The following is a 15,523-nucleotide window of genomic DNA, read 5'->3' as shown; positions in this document are numbered from 1 at the left end:
GCGGGGCCGATGAAGCCCCGCGCCATCGAAAACACCGAGGGAAGCAGTCACGGAGGGAGGGGCCGCACGCGTGCGGCATTGCCTGGTGGCGCGCCGGCCTTGCCCCATCACAGCCACCATGAAGAAGTACCCCGTCCTGTTCCTTTCCCTGAGCCTTGCACTCCTCGCTGCATCTTGCGGAGGTGGGGGAGGCGGTGGCGGTGGCTCGTCGGCCCCCGCACCGGCGCCCGCCACGCAACTGCCGGCATGCGGCGACTTCGCCACCCTCGAGGTCAGCGGACTTGGGCGCCTGACGAACAACACCTGGAACAAGGCCGCGGCCGGCAACTTCGCGGCCACGCAGTGCCTGCAAAGCCGGTCCGTCGGCGCCACCACGCAATACGGCTGGTCCTGGAGCTGGCCGACGAACGGCTCCACGGTCTACGCCTACCCGGAAATCATTGTCGGCTGGAAGCCCTGGGACGGCGGCACCAGCAATCACCCGCACCTGCCGGCCCGCATCAACACCCTGCAGCGCTTCGACTGGCAATACGACCTGAGCGTCTCGACGGGCGGCAGCTACAACGTCGCCACCTCGCTGTGGATCACACGCACCGGCGCCACGCCGACCGGGACCAACCCGCAAGACATCGCCAACGAGATGATGATCTGGACGGCCGGCAGCGGCTTCCCTCCTGGTGGCCAGCGTCAGCCGGACGCCAACATCGGCGGTCAAATCTTCGAGGTCTGGTACGCGCAGGACTGGGGCGACCTCTCCGGCGCGAACCCCAACAAGTGGAGCTACATCGCCTACCGTGCCACCGTCAGCACCTTCGCGGCGACGCTCGACATCAAGGCCATCCTCGCCGACGCGGTGTCCCGTGGGTACGTGAACCCCGCGCACTACGTGTCGAACATCGAGCTGGGCAACGAAGTGATGTCGGGCGCGGGTCAGACCTGGATCAACTCGCTGTCGGCCACGATCCAGTAATGGCCTGGGCGCGCAGGCGCCCGCCCTGTGGCTCGTACCGATGACACGATCGCGTGCAGCGGCTACAACATCGCGTCCCAATTCCGGTTTCCCGCCTCATTCCATGAAAGCACCCATGAGCAAGCACTCCTCCCTTCGCCTGGCCGCCCTCGCCGCCGCCGCCGTGTTGGCGCTGCCCGCCACCGCCGCCGACCGCGTCAAGGTCGGCCTGATGAGCACCTTGTCGGGCGCGGGCTCGGGGCTGGGCATCGACATCCGCGACGGCTTTCAGCTCGCGGTGAAGCACGCAGGCGGCAAGCTCGGCGGCCTGCCGGCCGAGGTGATCGTGGCCGACGACCAGATGAGCCCCGACGCCGCCAAGCAGACGGCCGACCGCCTGCTCAAGCGCGACAAGGTCGACTTCATGACCGGCATCGTGTTCTCGAACATCATGCTGGCCGTGGCGCCGCCGGTGTTCCAGTCGCGCACCTTCTACATCAGCGCCAACGCCGGCCCTTCGCAGCTCGCAGGCGCGCAATGCAATCCGTACTTCTTCAGCGCCTCGTACCAGAACGACAACATGCACGAGGCCGTGGGCAAGACGGTGCAGGCGCGTGGGGTGAAGAAGATCGCGCTGCTCGCGCCCAACTACCCGGCAGGCAAGGACGCGCTGGCCGGCTTCAAGCGCTTCTACAAGGGCGAGATTGCGCTCGAGACCTACACGCCGCTCAACCAGCTCGACTACGGCGCCGAGCTGTCGCAGATCCGCGCTTCGGGCGCCGATGCCGTCTACATCTTCCTGCCCGGTGGGCTGGGCATCAACTTCATCAAGCAGTTCACCAGCACCGGCCTCAACAAAGAGATGAAGCTTTTCGCGCCCGGCTTCTCGGCCGATGAGGATGTGATCCGCGCGGTGGGCGAGCCGATGCTCGGCATCTTCAACAGCTCGCAATGGGCGCACGACATGGACAACGCGGCCAACAAGCGTTTCGTGGCCGACTTCCAGAAGGAATACGGCCGCCTGCCGACGCTCTATGCAGCGCAAGGCTATGACGCGGCGCGCCTGATCGACGGCGCAGTGAAGACGGTGGGCGGCAAGATCGAAGACAAGGCCGCCGTGCGCAAGGCATTGGAAGCCGCGAAGTTCGAGTCGGTGCGCGGGGAGTTCAAGTTCAACACCAACCACTTCCCGGTGCAGGACTACTACCTGCGCGAAGTGGTGAAGGACGCGCAAGGCCGCGTCACCAACAAGACCGTGGGCAAGGTGTTCGACAACCACGCCGATGCCTACGCCGGCGACTGCAAGATGCCCGCTGAGACCCCGTGACCGGCATCCTGCTGCTGGAGCAGGCCTTGAACGGCCTGCAGTTCGGGTTGATGTTGTTCCTGCTGGCGGCCGGGCTCACGCTCGTGTTCGGCATCATGGACATGATCAACCTGGCGCACGGCTCGCTGTACATGGTCGGGGCCTATCTCATCGCCACCATCGCCGCGGCCTCCGGTTCGTTCTGGATCGGGCTCGCGGGCGGCGTGGCGGCCACGGCCGTGATCGGCGTGCTGCTCGAACTCACCGTGCTGCGCCGTCTCTACGAGCGAGACCACCTCTCGCAGGTGCTCGGCACCTTCGCCATCCTCCTGATGGCCAACGAGGCCGTGCGCATGGTGTGGGGCTCGCAGCCGGTGCCGATGGCGATGCCGGCGGCGCTCTCTGGCCCGGTGGCACTGCTGCCCGGCTTCAGCTACCCGGCGTACCGTCTCTTCATCATCGGCGTGGGGCTGGCGGTCGCGCTGCTGCTGTACCTGCTGGTCACGCACACGCGCGTGGGCATGCAGGTGAGGGCAGGGGCGTCGAACCGCGAGATGGCGCAGGCGATGGGCACCAACGTGCGCCTGCTCTTCACGTCGCTCTTCGCCGTGGGTACTGCGCTGTGCGCGGTGGCGGGCGGCATGCTCGGCCCGCTGCTGGCGGTGCAGGTGGGCATGGGCGAGAGCATCCTGATCCTCGCGTTCGTCGTCATCGTGATCGGCGGCATCGGCTCCATCCGCGGGGCGCTGCTCGGCGCACTGCTGGTGGGTTTGGTCGACACGGCGGGCCGCACGCTGGTGCCGGTGCTCTTCGGCCAGTTGCTCGGGCCCGCTGCGGCGGCCACGGCGGGGCCCGCGGTGGCCTCGATCCTCATCTACGTGCTGATGGCTGGCGTGCTGTTCTGGAAGCCGCGCGGTCTCTTCCCTTCCCACGGCTGACATGAGTGCTTCCCTCCAGAACCAGCAGACGAGCAGCCTGCTGGACCATCGCCTCGACCTGCGCATCGCGATCCCGCTGCTGGTCGTGCTGGCCGCGCTGCCCTCTGTGCTCAACGCCCTCGGCGAAACCTTCTACATCGGCGTGGCCAGCCGCATCCTGATCTTTGCGCTAGCCGCGACGAGCTTGAACCTCATCCTCGGCTTCGGCGGCATGGTGAGCTTCGGCCATGCGGCCTTCGTCGGCATGGGGGCCTACACCGTGGGCATCCTGATGCAAGGTGGCGTGGTCTCGGCCTGGGTCACCTGGCCGGCGGCTTTCGTGGTGGGCGGGCTCTTTGCGTTCGTCATCGGGCTCGTGAGCCTGCGCACGCAGGGCGTGTACTTCATCATGATCACGCTGGCCTTCGCGCAGATGCTCTTCTATCTGATGGTGTCGCTCAAGACCTGGGGCGGCGACGACGGGTTGTCGCTCATGTCGCGCTCGCGCGTGGGCCTTGGGCTCGACCTCGCCAACGATGCGCAGTTCTATTACGTCGTGCTCGGTGTGAGCGTGCTGGCCTTCTTCTTCATCGCCCGTCTGCTCAACGCGCGCTTCGGCCATGTGCTGCAGGGCATCCGCGAGAACGAGACCCGCATGGAAGCGCTCGGCTTCGCCGTCTTCCGCTACAAGCTGATCGCCTTCACGCTCGCCGGCGCCATCGCGGGCCTGGCCGGGGCGCTGCTGGCCAATCAGGGCAACTTCGTGAGCCCGGCACTGATGCAGTGGAGCCAGTCCGGCATGCTGATGGTGATGGTGATCCTCGGCGGCGTGGGCTACCTCTATGGCGGCCTGGTGGGGGCGGCGGTGTTCCTGCTGCTGGAAGACGTGCTGGTGGGCTACACCATCCACTGGCAGTTCGGGCTCGGCGCGGTGTTGCTGGCGGTGGTGCTGCTCGCGCCCAACGGGCTCATGAGCCTCTTCAAGCGGAAGGCGTCGCCATGACCGACCTGCTGCGTACCGAACAGCTCGTCAAGCGCTTCGGCGGGCTCGTGGCCACCGACCACGCCAACCTCGTGGTGCGTGCGGGCGAGCTGCATGCACTCATCGGCCCCAACGGCGCCGGCAAGACGACGCTGATCCACCAGCTCTCGGGAGCGCTCGCGCCCAGTTCAGGCCACATCCACTTCGATGGCCATGACATCACGGACGTGGCCATGCACGACCGCGTGCACCGGGGCCTCGTGCGCTCGTACCAGATCACGAGTGTCTTCAAGCGCCTGTCGGTGCTCGACAACCTGGCGCTCGCGGTGCAGTCGCGCGATGGCAGCAGCCTGCGCTTCTGGCGGCCGGCGCGCGCCGAGCGTGCACGCTACGAGGCGGCGGCCGGCGTGGCCGAGCGTGTGGGCCTGGGCGCGCAACTCGAGCGCGTGGCCGGGGCGCTGTCGCACGGCGAACAACGCCAGCTCGAAGTGGGTCTCGCGCTCGCCCTCGACCCCAAGCTCCTGTTGCTCGACGAGCCGATGGCCGGCACGGGCCCGGAAGAATCCGAGCGCATGGTCGCGTTGCTGCAGAGCCTGCGTGGCCAGGTGACCATGCTGCTGGTCGAGCACGACATGGACGCCGTCTTCCGCCTGGCCGACCGCATCTCGACGCTCGTCTTCGGCAGGATCATCGCCACCGGCAGCGCCGACGAAATCCGCGCGCACCCCGAGGTGAAACGCGCCTATCTGGGCGACGACGCGGAGGAAACGCTGTGAGCGAAGCGCTGTTGGAAGTCGTGGGCCTGGAGACCGCCTACGGCAGCAGCCAGGTGCTCTTCGGCATCGACCTCAGCATCCGCCAGGGGGAGGTGGCCACGCTGCTCGGCCGCAACGGCATGGGCAAGACGACGACCGTGCGTTCGCTGCTCGGGCTCACCCGCGCGAAGGCGGGGCAGGTGCGCTTCCGAGGCGAGCGCATCGAAGCGCTGTCGCCCGACCGCATTGCCCGCATGGGCCTCGCGGTCGTGCCCGAAGGGCGGCAGATCTTTCCCAACCTGTCCGTCAGGGAAAACCTGCTCGCCTTCGCCGCGCGCCGCAACGCGAGCGAGACGCCGTGGACGCTCGACCGCGTGGTGGCGCTCTTCCCGGCGCTGGCCGATCGATTCGGCCACATGGGCAACCAGTTGTCGGGCGGCGAGCAGCAGATGCTCGCGATCGGCCGCGCGCTGATGACCAACCCGCATCTGCTGATCCTCGACGAAGCGACCGAAGGCCTCGCGCCGCGCATCCGCGAAGAGATCTGGCGCTGCCTGGCCCAGCTGCGCGCGCAGGGCCAGACCATCCTCGTGATCGACAAATACGTGCAGCGCCTGGTGAAGCTGGCCGACCGCCACACGCTCATCGAGCGTGGCCAGGTGGTGTGGCAGGGCGGCTCGGCGGCGTTGGCGGCCGACCCCTCGCTCTGGCACCGCTACATCGGCGTGTAACCGCCGTGCTTCAGGAGCGCCTTGGCCGCTTCGATCCGCATGGCGAGCGGCGCCGCTTCATCGTTCAGCACCTGCTGCAAGAAGCGGCGCGGGTCGACGTCGCCGCCTTCAACGGTCGGGCCTGCTGGCGGCGCCCGATGCGCTGAGGCAGGAGGCGTCGGCGGCTGCAGTCGCTGCAGGGCCGACTCGAATGCCAACGGCTTGATGCTCTCGAGCCGCGCCAGCAGCTCGGCCTGGCCGTCGGTGCCGGGCGGGATGTCGAGCCAGGGCGTGTCGGCAAACACCGGCGCCAGGCCGGGTGCGACGAAGGCGGACCAGTTGCCGGTCACCGCCTGGCAGGCCGGCACGAGCGCGGCATGGCGCTGCGGATCGGCCTCGGACGGGTAGAGGCGCACGCGTGCCGCTGCCACGCCGGCCAGGTAGCGCGCACGCAAGTGCTCCAGAAACGCCGCGCCCTGTGACAGGCTGACCGGTTCGCTCAGCGAGAACCACAGCTGCAGCCCGTCGGTGCCCGACACCGCGATGGCGGGCGCCGGCAGGCCGAGATCGTCCTGCACGCCGAGCCAGGCCTTGGCCAGCAGACCCCACTCTGCCGGGCGGGCCAGCTCCATCACCAGCGCGCGTACCTGTCCGCTCGCATCGATCAGCGGGCTGGCGTCATCGGAAGCATCCGGCAAGTAGAGGCGGCGTACTTCGGATTGCAGTCGGTTCATGGGTCGGCAATGCAGGGCGTAGGACGGGCGCGATTTTCGTCCGCACAGGGCCTCGAGCAAGCGTCGCGGAACTTCTCAAGACCGGGTCGCTCACAGCGCATACTGCTTAGTTCACTAAATGACCACACGGTTGACTATGCGAACTTTGCAGTTCAAATTCCGCCACCGCCGCTCGCAAGAGTGCTCTGGCCGAACCGCTCTTGCCCCGCCTTCCCTTCCTCACTCAAGGAGAGAAACCATGATGCATTGGCTCAAGACACTGCTCACCGCCTGCGTCACCGCAGGCCTTCTCGCGGCCTGTGGTGGCGGCGACGACGATCCGCCACCGCCGCCGACGATCGCCGCACTCGCGCAGCAACAGAACCTCACCGCCTTGCTCGCCGCCGCCAACAAGGCCGGCCTGTCGGCCACGCTCGCCAACACGAGCGTCAGCCTGACGGTGTTCGCTCCGACGAATGCCGCCTTCAACACCCTGGCCACGCAACTCGGTTTTGCCGATGCCACCGCCATGGTCACGGCGCTGTCGCCCACGGCGCTGGCGAACATCCTCAACTACCACGTGCTGCCCACGCGGCAGACCGCGGCCCAGCTGAGCACCGGTGCCGCCACGCGCGCCACGGCCTACACCTTCGATGGCAGCCCGGCCACGCTGGCGGTGTCGACCACGGGCGGCGTGAGGCTGACCGATGCGGTGCTCACGCAGGCCACCGTCACCACGGCCGACGTGGCGGCGAGCAACGGCATCGTGCACGTCGTGAACAAGGTGCTCGTGCCGCCAGGCGTGCTCAACGTGGTTCAGATGGCGCAGGCCAACCCCGACTTCTCGACGCTCGTGGATGCGGTGGTCGACGCCAACCTCGCCACCACGCTCAGCGGGGCAGGGCCGTTCACCGTCTTCGCGCCCACCAACCAGGCCTTCGCCGACATCGCCTCCACCGTCGCCGGTCTCACGCCCACTCAGCTGAGCACGGTGCTCACCTACCACGTGCTGGGTTCGCAGGTGCTTTCCACTCAGATCCCGTTCGGCACCCCGGTCGCCACCGTCTCGGGCCAGTCGATCACGATCCAGAACACCCCGCTGCGCATCGTCGACACCACCGCCACGCCGGCGCCGATCGCCGCCACCGACATCCGCGCCAGCAACGGCGTGATCCACGTGATCAGCAAGGTGCTGATCCCGACGCTGTGAGTGCTCGTCACTTTCCCTTTCCCTCTCGACACAAGGAGTCATCCATGAAGAAGCTGCTCGTTCTCACCGCCCTGGCCGCCGCCGCACTGTCTGCACAAGCCAAGGACATCGTCGACACCGCCGTGGCCAACGGTAATTTCAAGACGCTCGCCACGGCGCTTCAGGCCGCAGGCCTCGTCGACACGCTCAAGGGCCCCGGCCCGTTCACCGTGTTCGCGCCCACCGATGCGGCCTTCGCCAAGGTGCCCAAGGCCGACCTCGACGCGCTGCTCAAGGACAAGGCCAAGCTGACCGCCGTGCTCACCTACCACGTCGTCCCCGGCAAGGTGATGGCGAAGGATGTGAAGCCCGGCAAGGTGAAGACGGTGCAGGGCTCCGAGCTCACCGTCGCCACGGCCAGTGGCGTGATGGTCGACAACGCCAAGGTGACCGCGACCGACATCGCGGCCGACAACGGCGTGATCCACGTGATCGACACCGTCGTCATGCCGAAGTGAGGCGCTTGAAGTGACGGACCTGGCCGCCTTCAGGCGGCCAGCAGTTCACCCATCCGCTTGATCCCGGCAGCGCGTGCATCGCGCAGGCGCTGCTGGAGTTCGGCCCAGCGCACGTCGCCTTCACTGGCCGCCTGGCGACCGGCCTGCTCGAAGAGCCCCATGAAGGCGTCGAGCCGGGAGCGGCGCAGCCAGTCCTGCAGCGCCGGCTGCTGGGACCAACGCCATTGGTTGGCCGCGCTGTCCACATGCATGCGCAGCCAGTCGAGCGGCACTTCGGGCACGCGCACCGGGCGGCACAGCGCGTTCTTCTCGTCATCGCTCTCGAGGGTGGCCTCGATGTGCGCGATGAAAGCCGCGCTGAACGACGGCGAGCAGCGCCGCACGTACTGCGGCACGATGCGCTCGCCCTGGAACACCGGCTCCACACCTGCACGCGGCAGGCCGCTGGCCGAGCAGTGCACATGCACCTGGCCGGGCGGAACGGCGAGCTCGCCCTGGGCGAAGACGATGCGGTCGCGCTCGATGGCCTGCACATGGCCGAGCCGCACCACGCGCTGGATGCGCCGCAGCTGCGCCAGCTCCGCTTCGCTCACGGTGGCGCAGCGGTACATCGTGGGTTCCACCTGCGGGTCGATCCGCAGCAGCAGGCGCCGAGCTTCGAGCCGGGCGAAGAGGTCGGGCAGCGAGGCCGCGTCACGCGCGACTTCGAGCTCCGACACGATGGCCTCCAGCGTGCCGTGCGCGAAGGGCAGCGTGGGCTGGATGCAAGCGCGGTTGAGCAGCCAGGCGTCGCGCGGGCGCACCCAGGTGATGGTGTCCGGGTCGGCGCCGTGCTCCAGCAGCCACAAGGCGGTGTCGATCGAGGTCTTGCCGCCGCCCACGATCACATGCCCGCGGGCGGGCTCGGTGAGTTGCGTGAGCTCGGTCGGCGTCACGCAGCGCACGCCGTCGGCCACCCGAAAGCGAGGCCCGTGCGTGGCGGGCACCTGGCTGTCGGCACGCGCCGCGTCAACCCATTTGCGGCGCGCCTTGAGCCGCGTGCGCTGGCCGTTGACGAGCGAGGTGGCCACGCCGTCGGCGCCGACCTCGTGCCGGCTCAGGTAGGTCACGCGGCCGCTGGGCAAGAGGCGCTGCTGCATCAGGCGGTCGAAGTAGGCGCAGATCTCGGCGCCGCTCGCCAGCTCGCCCAGGCCTCGGTTGAGGCCCACGGCGTCGACCGCACCCTGGCCGAGCGGCTGCGAGTTCACCCCGTAGACCGAGGCGGCGCCGTGTAGGCGCACGAAGGGGTAGGCGTCGAGCCAGTGGCCGCCCGGCTTGGCGCGGCGGTCGACGATGACCATCGTGGCCGTGCTTTCGCTCAAGAGCGTGTCGGCAAACGCCATGGCGGTGGTGCCGGCGCCGGTGATCACATAGTCGGCTTCCAGGGTGTCGGGGTGGTTCATGTCAGCTCCTTGGGGTTGGGCGGAACTGTCCGGGCAGGCCGTGGAAAGCGGCATGGAAGGCGGCATGGAAAGCGGCGTGGGAAGTCGCGTGGAAGTCCGGCCTCTGGGAGCGCGTGGTGTGCAGTAACCCGGAATGCAGGTGTAACGGCCCTCAGCATTGCGGTGCGCCGACCGACAAGAAAGCGATGGAAGATGACTCCGTCCCTCAACGCCGTGAGGTGCGCCCGCCCGCGTGGTGTCGAGCATGGCTTCGGTCGCGCGCGCTGTGGATCGGCCTGGCGCTCGTGTGCTGCGCCGCCAGCGGGCTCGTGGCCTATCGCCTGGCGCACGCCGTGTCGGCACGTTCGCAGATGGCCGCGTCTTCGCACAGCCTGGCGTCGGTCTCGGCGGCACTCGGGTCGATGCTGGTTCGCCACGAGGCGCTGCCGCGCATGTTGGCACTCGACCCACGCCTGGGGCGCGCGCTCGCGGAGCCGGCCAACGCCGCCGCCATCAGCGAGACCAATGCCTACCTGGCCGGGATCGCCCAGCGCGGCAACCTGCTCGCCGCATTTCTGACCGACGCGCACGGCACCGCGCTCGCCGCGAGCAACTGGGACCAGCCGACCTCCTTCGTCGGCAAGAACTATGGGTTCCGGCCGTACTTCAAGGATGCGCTGGCGCAGGGCACCGGGCGCTTCTATGCGGTGGGCACGACCTCGGGCGAACCTGGCTACTTTCTTGCAAGCAGCGTGCAGGCAGCAGATGGCAAGAAGGGAGTGGTGGTGGTGAAGGTGGCGCTCGAATCGACGCTCAAGACGCCCGACGACAACGGGGAAGAGGTGGTCGCCGTGGTCGACGAATTCGGCGTTGTGTTCCTGAGCTCCGACCCGTCGCTGCTGTACCGCCCGGTGCAGCCCCTCGGCCGCCACGATCTCGCCACGCTGGCCGCGACGCAGCGCTATGCAGACCGCCTGGGCCCCGCGCTCTCGTACGCCGATCCGCTGCGCCCGATGCAGGCGGTGTGGCACCGCATCGACGACCGGGGCTGGCAGATCGTGTCGTTCAAGGACATGCGCAGCGCACGGGCGGCCGGCTGGCTGGGGGCGATCGCAGGCGTGCTGGCTGCTGCACTCGTGCTGGCGCTGTCCCTCTTCGCCTGGCAGCGCCGCGCACGGGCGATCGAGCGCGAGCGCTCCCGCGAGCAGCTGAGCCAGAGCCGCGAGCGGCTGCATGCGGTCGTCGACAACCTGCCGGTGATGGTGTGCTTCGTCTCCAGCGAGCAGCGCTACGTGTTCGCCAATGCGCTGTACGCGCAGCAGTACGGCCGCAATCCCCGCGAGCTCGAAGGCAAGGGCGTGTGGGAGGTGCTCGACCCCGAGGAATACGAGGCCGCCCAGCCGCAGATGAAACGGGCACTGGCCGGCGAGACCGTGGTCTTCGAGCGTGAGTACCGCAGCATGCGGCTCTACCGCTGCTTCGAAGCCACCTACCGCCCTGAATGGAACCACGACCGCACGGCGGTCACCGGCGTTCACGTGATGACGCAGGACGTGACCCAGACCCGCCAGCGCCTGCAGGACCTGGCCCGCCTGTCGCAGCTCGACCACCTCACGCAGCTGATGAACCGCAAGGGCTTCGAGAACCGGCTCGAGTCGGCGCTGTCGCGCGAGCCGGTGCCGGGTACCTACCTCGCGCTCCTCTTCATCGACCTCGACGGCTTCAAGCCCGTCAACGACACCCACGGCCATGCTGCGGGCGACGCGGTGCTGACCGCGTTTGGCAAGCGTGTGGCGCGCCTGGTGCGCGAAGACGACGTGGTGGCCCGGCTCGGCGGCGACGAATTCGCCGTGCTCTTGCCGGCCATCGCCAACGTGGGCGTGGCCGAACGGGTGGCGAGCGCCATCGTCGAGCTGGCGCAACGCCCGTTCTCCATCGACGGCGGCCTCACGGTGCACATCGGCGCAAGCGTCGGGGTGGCCTGGCGTGCACACGACCGCACAATCGGCCTGCAGGCGCTCTGCCACTGCGCCGACACCTACCTCTACGACGCCAAGAAGCGCGGGCGCCGCACCTTTGCCATCGGCGAGGCGGTTGAAGCCGCCCGAGGCGAACTGCCCGAGCCCAAGAACGCGAACACGACAACCCAGCAGGAGGAACATTCATGATCCCCAACACCCATCAGCTGACGATGACGGTGCTGATGACGCCCGACATGGCCAACTTCAGCGGCAACGTGCACGGCGGCACGATCCTCAAGCTGATGGACCAGGTGGCCTATGCCTGCGCGAGCCGCTACAGCGGGCGCTACGTCGTCACGCTGTCGGTCGACCATGTCACGTTCCGCGAGGCCATCCACGTGGGCGAGCTGGTCACCTTCCTCGCGAGCGTCAACTACACCGGCCGCACCTCGATGGAGGTCGGCATCAAGGTGATGGCCGAAAACATCCAGGAGCGCACGACGCGCCACGCGAACAGTTGCTTCTTCACGATGGTGGCGATGGACGAGGGCGGCCGGCCGGTCGAGGTGCCGGCGCTGGTGCCGGGCACCGACGTGGAAGCCTCGCGCCATGCGCAGGCCATGCGGCGCCGCACGCTGCGCCTGCAGGCTCAGGCCGAGACCTGAAGCCGCTCAGCGCGCGCCGCTCTTGCCGGGCTCGGGCGAGAAATCAGCCGCGACGAGCGCGTGGCGGTGCAGTTTGTCGTAGAGCGTCTTCTTCGGCATCTGCAGAAGGTCGGCCGCCTTGCCCACGTTGCCACCCGTGTTGCGCAAGGCTTCGCTGATCATCGAGCGCTCCAGCACGTCGATCCGGGCGGCCAGCGAGTAGCCGGTGCTCTTGGCCGCGGCCACGCCGTCGTCGATGCCGAGGCAGAAGCGTTCCGAAGCGTTCTTGAGTTCGCGCACGTTGCCGGGCCAATGGTGCTGCTGCCAGCGCATGATGACTTCCACCGTCAGCTCGGGCGGCTCGACGCGGTATCGCTCGGCTGCGCACTGGATGAAATGCGCAGCCAGCAAGGGGATGTCGTCCAGGCGCTCGCGCAGCGGTGCGATCTCGATGCACGCCACGTTGAGGCGGTAGTACAGGTCGGCGCGGAACTGGCCCTGGTCGGACAGCCGCTTCAGGTCGCCCTTGGCGGCGGCGATCACCCTGCAGTCGACCGGAATGGACTCGTTGCTTCCCAGGCGCTGGATCTCACGCTCCTGCAGCACGCGCAGCAGGCGTGTCTGCATCGCCGGGGTCATCGATTCGATCTCGTCGAGGAAGAGCGTGCCGCGGTTGGCGTGCTCGATCTTGCCGATGCGCCGCTTGTGGGCCCCGGTGAAAGAGCCCGCCTCGTGGCCGAAGATCTCGCTCTCGATGACCGACTCGGGCAGGGCGCCGCAATTCAAGGCGACGAAGTGGCCAGTGCGCCGGCTCTCGTCATGCAGGGCCTTGGCCACCACCTCCTTGCCGGCGCCGGTCTCGCCGACGATGAGGATGTCGACGTCAGTCGGCGCCAGGGCGCTGACGAGGCGGCGCACCTGCAGGATGGCGCTGCTCTGCCCGATGAGGGCCGACTTTCCCGCCGCCGGCAGCCGCTCGCGCAGCAGTCGGTTCTCGGCGATGAGCGAGTAGCGCTCGTGGCCACGCCGCACCGACTCGACCAGGCGCTCCGACGAGAACGGCTTCTCGATGAAGTCGTAAGCCCCGTCGCGCATCGCCTCGACCGCCATGCCGACGTCACCGTGGCCGGTGACCACGATGATGGGGAGGCCCTTGTCGCGGCCGCGGAGTTCCTCCAGGAACTTCAGGCCATCGATGCCGGGCAGGCGCACGTCGGTCACGACCACGGTCGGCTGCACGCGGTGGAACTCCTCCAGCGCGGCCTCGGCACTGGCGAAGCTGCGCACCGCCATCGACGCGAGCGACAGGGCCTGCTCGCATGCCTTGCGGACCACCGCGTCGTCTTCCACCAGCATGACCGACGCTGCAAGCTGGCTCATGCCGCCTCCAGCTCGATGGAGAACTCGGCGCCCGAGGGCGTGCTGTGGGCCCGCAGCCGGCCGCCCATGCTTTCGACGATGCCGAGCGACAGCGCGAGCCCCAGGCCCAGCCCTTCGCCGGCAGGCTTCGTCGTGAAGAAGGGCTCGAAGAGATGGGGCTGCACGTCGGGCGCGATGCCCGGCCCCGAGTCGCGCACGCGCAGGATCACGCGCGGCCCGGCGCGCTCGGCGCTGACCGCGACGTGCCGCGTTTCCTGACGCGCCACTTCATCGAGCCCGTTGCGCAAGAGGTTGACCAGCACCTGCGCCAGCCGCGTTTCGTCGGCCTTGACCCAGAGCTCGGGCGGCACGTCGTGCTGGTCGATGGTGGCGCGCAATTCCTCACGCCTCGGCTCGACCAGCATCGCCGCCTGCGACACCGCGTTGGCCACATCCACACGCTGCGCAGACGTGGGCGCCTTGCGTGCGAACGCCTTGAGTTGTGTGATGGTCCGCCCCATCCGCGCGGCGACTTCGCTGATGAGCGCGAGGTTCTCCTGCGCTTCGGAAATCCGGCCCTTGCCCAGCAGCTTCGCGCCGTTGCCCGAGAGCGTCAGCAGGGCGGTGAGGGGCTGGTTGAGCTCGTGGCTCATGCCGGCGGACAGCTGACCGAGCACGGCGAGCTTGCCTGCCTGGACAGCCTTGTCTTGTGTCTCGCGCACGATGGCTTCGGCGCTCTTGAGTTCGGCCACCTTGCGCTCGAGCTGCGCGTTCGCGTCCGACAGGGCCAGCGTGCGCTGTGCGATGCGCCCTTCGAGCTCGGCATGGGCGGCATGCAGCCGGGCCTCCGCGGCGCGGCGCTCGCTGCGCCTGCGGCGGCGCAGGTCCCACTGCACGGCGAGGGCCAGCACGAGCCCCCCGCTGAGCGTCACGACGAGCGCGCCGGTCAAGGCCGCGCGATGCGCTTCCTGTGGGTCCATGAGCAGGATCATCTGCCACCCCAGCGGACCGATGGGGTGGTTGATGACGCTGTAATCGCGCGTCGTGCCGCCACGCGTCAACGCGACCGTGCCGAAGGGCGAGAGCGCCTCTTTCCGGTCGGAAATCGGCTGCAGCGGGGCGTCGCCGTACTGGCGCGTCTGCCGGAAGCGCTCGCGCACCGATTCCGACAGCGGGCCGAGCGCGCGGTATTTCCACTCCGGCGCCGAACTGAGGAACACCACGCCTTCCTGGTCGGCAAGCAGCACGGTCTCACCGCTCTGGCGCATGGCCTCTTCGAAGCCCTCGAGCGTGACCTTCACCGCCATCACGCCGCTCGCGCCGCGCAGCGTGCGGATCTGCGTGGCGAGAAAGTAGCCCGCTTCGCCACTGGTGACGCCCACGCCGTAGAAGCGGCCGAGGCGGCCGTCGAGCGCGTCGAGGAAGTAAGGGCGAAAGCCATAGTCGCGCCCGACGAAGCTCGTCTTCTGGTTCCAGTTGCTCGCGGCCAGCGTGATGCCAGAGTCGTCGATCAGGTATGCGGCGCTCACCTGCGCCTTCGCGGCGGCCGCCTGCAGAAAGAGGTTCGCCGCGTTGCGGGTGCTGTCGTCGGGTGACTCGAGCACCGCCGACAGCTGGCGCTCGAGCCCCAGCACGCCAGGCAGCACCTCGTGTCGCGTGAGCACCGCATCGAGCGTGAGGGTGAAGAACTCGAGCCGCTTGGCGCCGCTGCGCTGCTGCTCCTGCAGGCGGCTTTCGAGGAGGAAGCGATACGCGAAGAGCCCGAGCGCCACACACCCGATGAAGGCGAGCACCGTCCACGAGAAGCGAGGCCAGCCCTTGGTCGGGTGGCTCACGTGGCCCACGGTGATGTGATGCGAAAGCATTGGCCTGCAGCGCATGTGTCGGTGACGGGGAGTGTTGAGCCGTTCGTTCGGTGGCGCGTCGTGGAAGCTACTTACGCGGCGTGAAGAACGGGCGGGCCTTGCATTCCGGACATCCGCAATCGCAGGCTCCGGCCGTGCGGATTTCCAGCCAGGGCGGCGCGCCAAAACGCGAACGAGTTCTCACCTCACCAGGGAAAGCGCGAGCTGCTTCACGCTTGCGGCGCTTGGCACGGC

At 68.4% G+C, this 15,523-nt stretch carries 14 protein-coding genes; 10 read left to right on the top strand and 4 right to left on the bottom strand.

Annotated features, from left to right (window positions below):
* The first annotated feature begins 118 nt into the window (after positions 1-118).
* From RXV79_RS13395 to RXV79_RS13370, 6 genes are all read left to right on the top strand, one after another.
* Complete coding sequence (locus tag RXV79_RS13395) at positions 119-970, top strand: GH12 family glycosyl hydrolase domain-containing protein (protein WP_316698014.1); 852 nt, start codon at positions 119-121, stop codon at positions 968-970.
* Positions 971-1,085: 115 nt separating this feature from the next.
* Entirely contained in the window at positions 1,086-2,276 is a 1,191-nt protein-coding gene (locus RXV79_RS13390; protein WP_316698013.1) for an ABC transporter substrate-binding protein, read from the top strand.
* On the top strand, positions 2,273-3,193 hold the full coding sequence (locus tag RXV79_RS13385; RefSeq protein ID WP_316698011.1) for a branched-chain amino acid ABC transporter permease: 921 nt from the start codon (positions 2,273-2,275) through the stop codon (positions 3,191-3,193). The genes RXV79_RS13390 and RXV79_RS13385 overlap by 4 nt, the downstream gene beginning before the upstream one ends.
* Before the next feature lies 1 nt (position 3,194).
* Complete coding sequence (locus RXV79_RS13380) at positions 3,195-4,175, top strand: branched-chain amino acid ABC transporter permease (protein ID WP_316698010.1); 981 nt, start codon at positions 3,195-3,197, stop codon at positions 4,173-4,175.
* A complete protein-coding gene (locus RXV79_RS13375) occupies positions 4,172-4,930 on the top strand; it encodes an ABC transporter ATP-binding protein (RefSeq protein ID WP_316698008.1) in 759 nt (252 codons plus the stop codon). The genes RXV79_RS13380 and RXV79_RS13375 overlap by 4 nt, the downstream gene beginning before the upstream one ends.
* Positions 4,927-5,640, top strand: a complete 714-nt coding sequence (locus RXV79_RS13370) for an ABC transporter ATP-binding protein (protein WP_413816610.1) — start codon at positions 4,927-4,929, stop codon at positions 5,638-5,640. The genes RXV79_RS13375 and RXV79_RS13370 overlap by 4 nt, the downstream gene beginning before the upstream one ends.
* Here the strand turns inward: RXV79_RS13370 and RXV79_RS13365 are convergent.
* Positions 5,625-6,353 carry a hypothetical protein gene (locus tag RXV79_RS13365; protein WP_316698006.1) on the bottom strand — a complete coding sequence of 243 codons (729 nt, stop codon included), beginning with the start codon at positions 6,351-6,353 and terminating at the stop codon, positions 5,625-5,627. The genes RXV79_RS13370 and RXV79_RS13365 overlap by 16 nt on opposite strands.
* A gap of 238 nt (positions 6,354-6,591) precedes the next feature.
* Here RXV79_RS13365 and RXV79_RS13360 point away from each other — a divergent pair, with 238 nt between their 5' ends.
* Both RXV79_RS13360 and RXV79_RS13355 read left to right on the top strand, forming a co-directional pair.
* Positions 6,592-7,542, top strand: coding sequence for a fasciclin domain-containing protein (locus RXV79_RS13360; protein ID WP_316698005.1), 951 nt, complete (start codon positions 6,592-6,594; stop codon positions 7,540-7,542).
* A 44-nt stretch (positions 7,543-7,586) separates the two neighbouring features.
* Entirely contained in the window at positions 7,587-8,039 is a 453-nt protein-coding gene (locus RXV79_RS13355; RefSeq protein WP_316698004.1) for a fasciclin domain-containing protein, read from the top strand.
* Between the two features lie 29 nt (positions 8,040-8,068).
* Here the strand turns inward: RXV79_RS13355 and RXV79_RS13350 are convergent, their stop codons facing one another.
* The gene (locus RXV79_RS13350; protein ID WP_316698002.1) at positions 8,069-9,481 is read right to left on the bottom strand and encodes a hypothetical protein; all 1,413 of its coding nucleotides are present in this window, start codon (positions 9,479-9,481) and stop codon (positions 8,069-8,071) included.
* Positions 9,482-9,666: 185 nt separating this feature from the next.
* Here RXV79_RS13350 and RXV79_RS13345 point away from each other — a divergent pair, with 185 nt between their 5' ends.
* Positions 9,667-11,628, top strand: coding sequence for a diguanylate cyclase domain-containing protein (locus tag RXV79_RS13345; RefSeq protein WP_316698001.1), 1,962 nt, complete (start codon positions 9,667-9,669; stop codon positions 11,626-11,628).
* Positions 11,625-12,086: an acyl-CoA thioesterase gene (locus RXV79_RS13340; RefSeq protein WP_316698000.1), complete on the top strand. Its 462-nt coding sequence runs from the start codon at positions 11,625-11,627 to the stop codon at positions 12,084-12,086. Before RXV79_RS13345 ends, RXV79_RS13340 begins: the two co-directional genes overlap by 4 nt.
* A 6-nt stretch (positions 12,087-12,092) precedes the next feature.
* Here the strand turns inward: RXV79_RS13340 and RXV79_RS13335 are convergent, their stop codons facing one another.
* Positions 12,093-13,445: a sigma-54-dependent transcriptional regulator gene (locus tag RXV79_RS13335; protein ID WP_316697999.1), complete on the bottom strand. Its 1,353-nt coding sequence runs from the start codon at positions 13,443-13,445 to the stop codon at positions 12,093-12,095.
* Positions 13,442-15,289 carry a sensor histidine kinase gene (locus tag RXV79_RS13330; RefSeq protein ID WP_316697996.1) on the bottom strand — a complete coding sequence of 616 codons (1,848 nt, stop codon included), beginning with the start codon at positions 15,287-15,289 and terminating at the stop codon, positions 13,442-13,444. Before RXV79_RS13330 ends, RXV79_RS13335 begins: the two co-directional genes overlap by 4 nt.
* Positions 15,290-15,523 lie beyond the last annotated feature (234 nt).

It is taken from the genome of Piscinibacter gummiphilus (assembly GCF_032681285.1).
GTDB classification, from domain to species: domain Bacteria; phylum Pseudomonadota; class Gammaproteobacteria; order Burkholderiales; family Burkholderiaceae_C; genus Rhizobacter; species Rhizobacter gummiphilus_A.
The sequence above is the reverse complement of the archived record's forward strand: the minus strand, read 5'-3'. Positions and strand labels throughout refer to the sequence as shown.

What these genes read in the sequence shown, in the direction of transcription:
- RXV79_RS13395 (WP_316698014.1), top strand. Translation starts at nt 119, where the DNA reads ATGAAGAAGTACCCCGTCCTGTTCCTTTCCCTGAGCCTTGCACTCCTC.
- RXV79_RS13390 (WP_316698013.1), top strand. Translation starts at nt 1,086, where the DNA reads ATGAGCAAGCACTCCTCCCTTCGCCTGGCCGCCCTCGCCGCCGCCGCC.
- RXV79_RS13380 (WP_316698010.1), top strand. Translation starts at nt 3,195, where the DNA reads ATGAGTGCTTCCCTCCAGAACCAGCAGACGAGCAGCCTGCTGGACCAT.
- RXV79_RS13375 (WP_316698008.1), top strand. Translation starts at nt 4,172, where the DNA reads ATGACCGACCTGCTGCGTACCGAACAGCTCGTCAAGCGCTTCGGCGGG.
- RXV79_RS13365 (WP_316698006.1), bottom strand. Translation starts at nt 6,353, where the DNA reads ATGAACCGACTGCAATCCGAAGTACGCCGCCTCTACTTGCCGGATGCT.
- RXV79_RS13360 (WP_316698005.1), top strand. Translation starts at nt 6,592, where the DNA reads ATGATGCATTGGCTCAAGACACTGCTCACCGCCTGCGTCACCGCAGGC.
- RXV79_RS13355 (WP_316698004.1), top strand. Translation starts at nt 7,587, where the DNA reads ATGAAGAAGCTGCTCGTTCTCACCGCCCTGGCCGCCGCCGCACTGTCT.
- RXV79_RS13350 (WP_316698002.1), bottom strand. Translation starts at nt 9,481, where the DNA reads ATGAACCACCCCGACACCCTGGAAGCCGACTATGTGATCACCGGCGCC.
- RXV79_RS13345 (WP_316698001.1), top strand. Translation starts at nt 9,667, where the DNA reads ATGGAAGATGACTCCGTCCCTCAACGCCGTGAGGTGCGCCCGCCCGCG.
- RXV79_RS13340 (WP_316698000.1), top strand. Translation starts at nt 11,625, where the DNA reads ATGATCCCCAACACCCATCAGCTGACGATGACGGTGCTGATGACGCCC.
- RXV79_RS13335 (WP_316697999.1), bottom strand. Translation starts at nt 13,445, where the DNA reads ATGAGCCAGCTTGCAGCGTCGGTCATGCTGGTGGAAGACGACGCGGTG.
- RXV79_RS13330 (WP_316697996.1), bottom strand. Translation starts at nt 15,289, where the DNA reads ATGCTTTCGCATCACATCACCGTGGGCCACGTGAGCCACCCGACCAAG.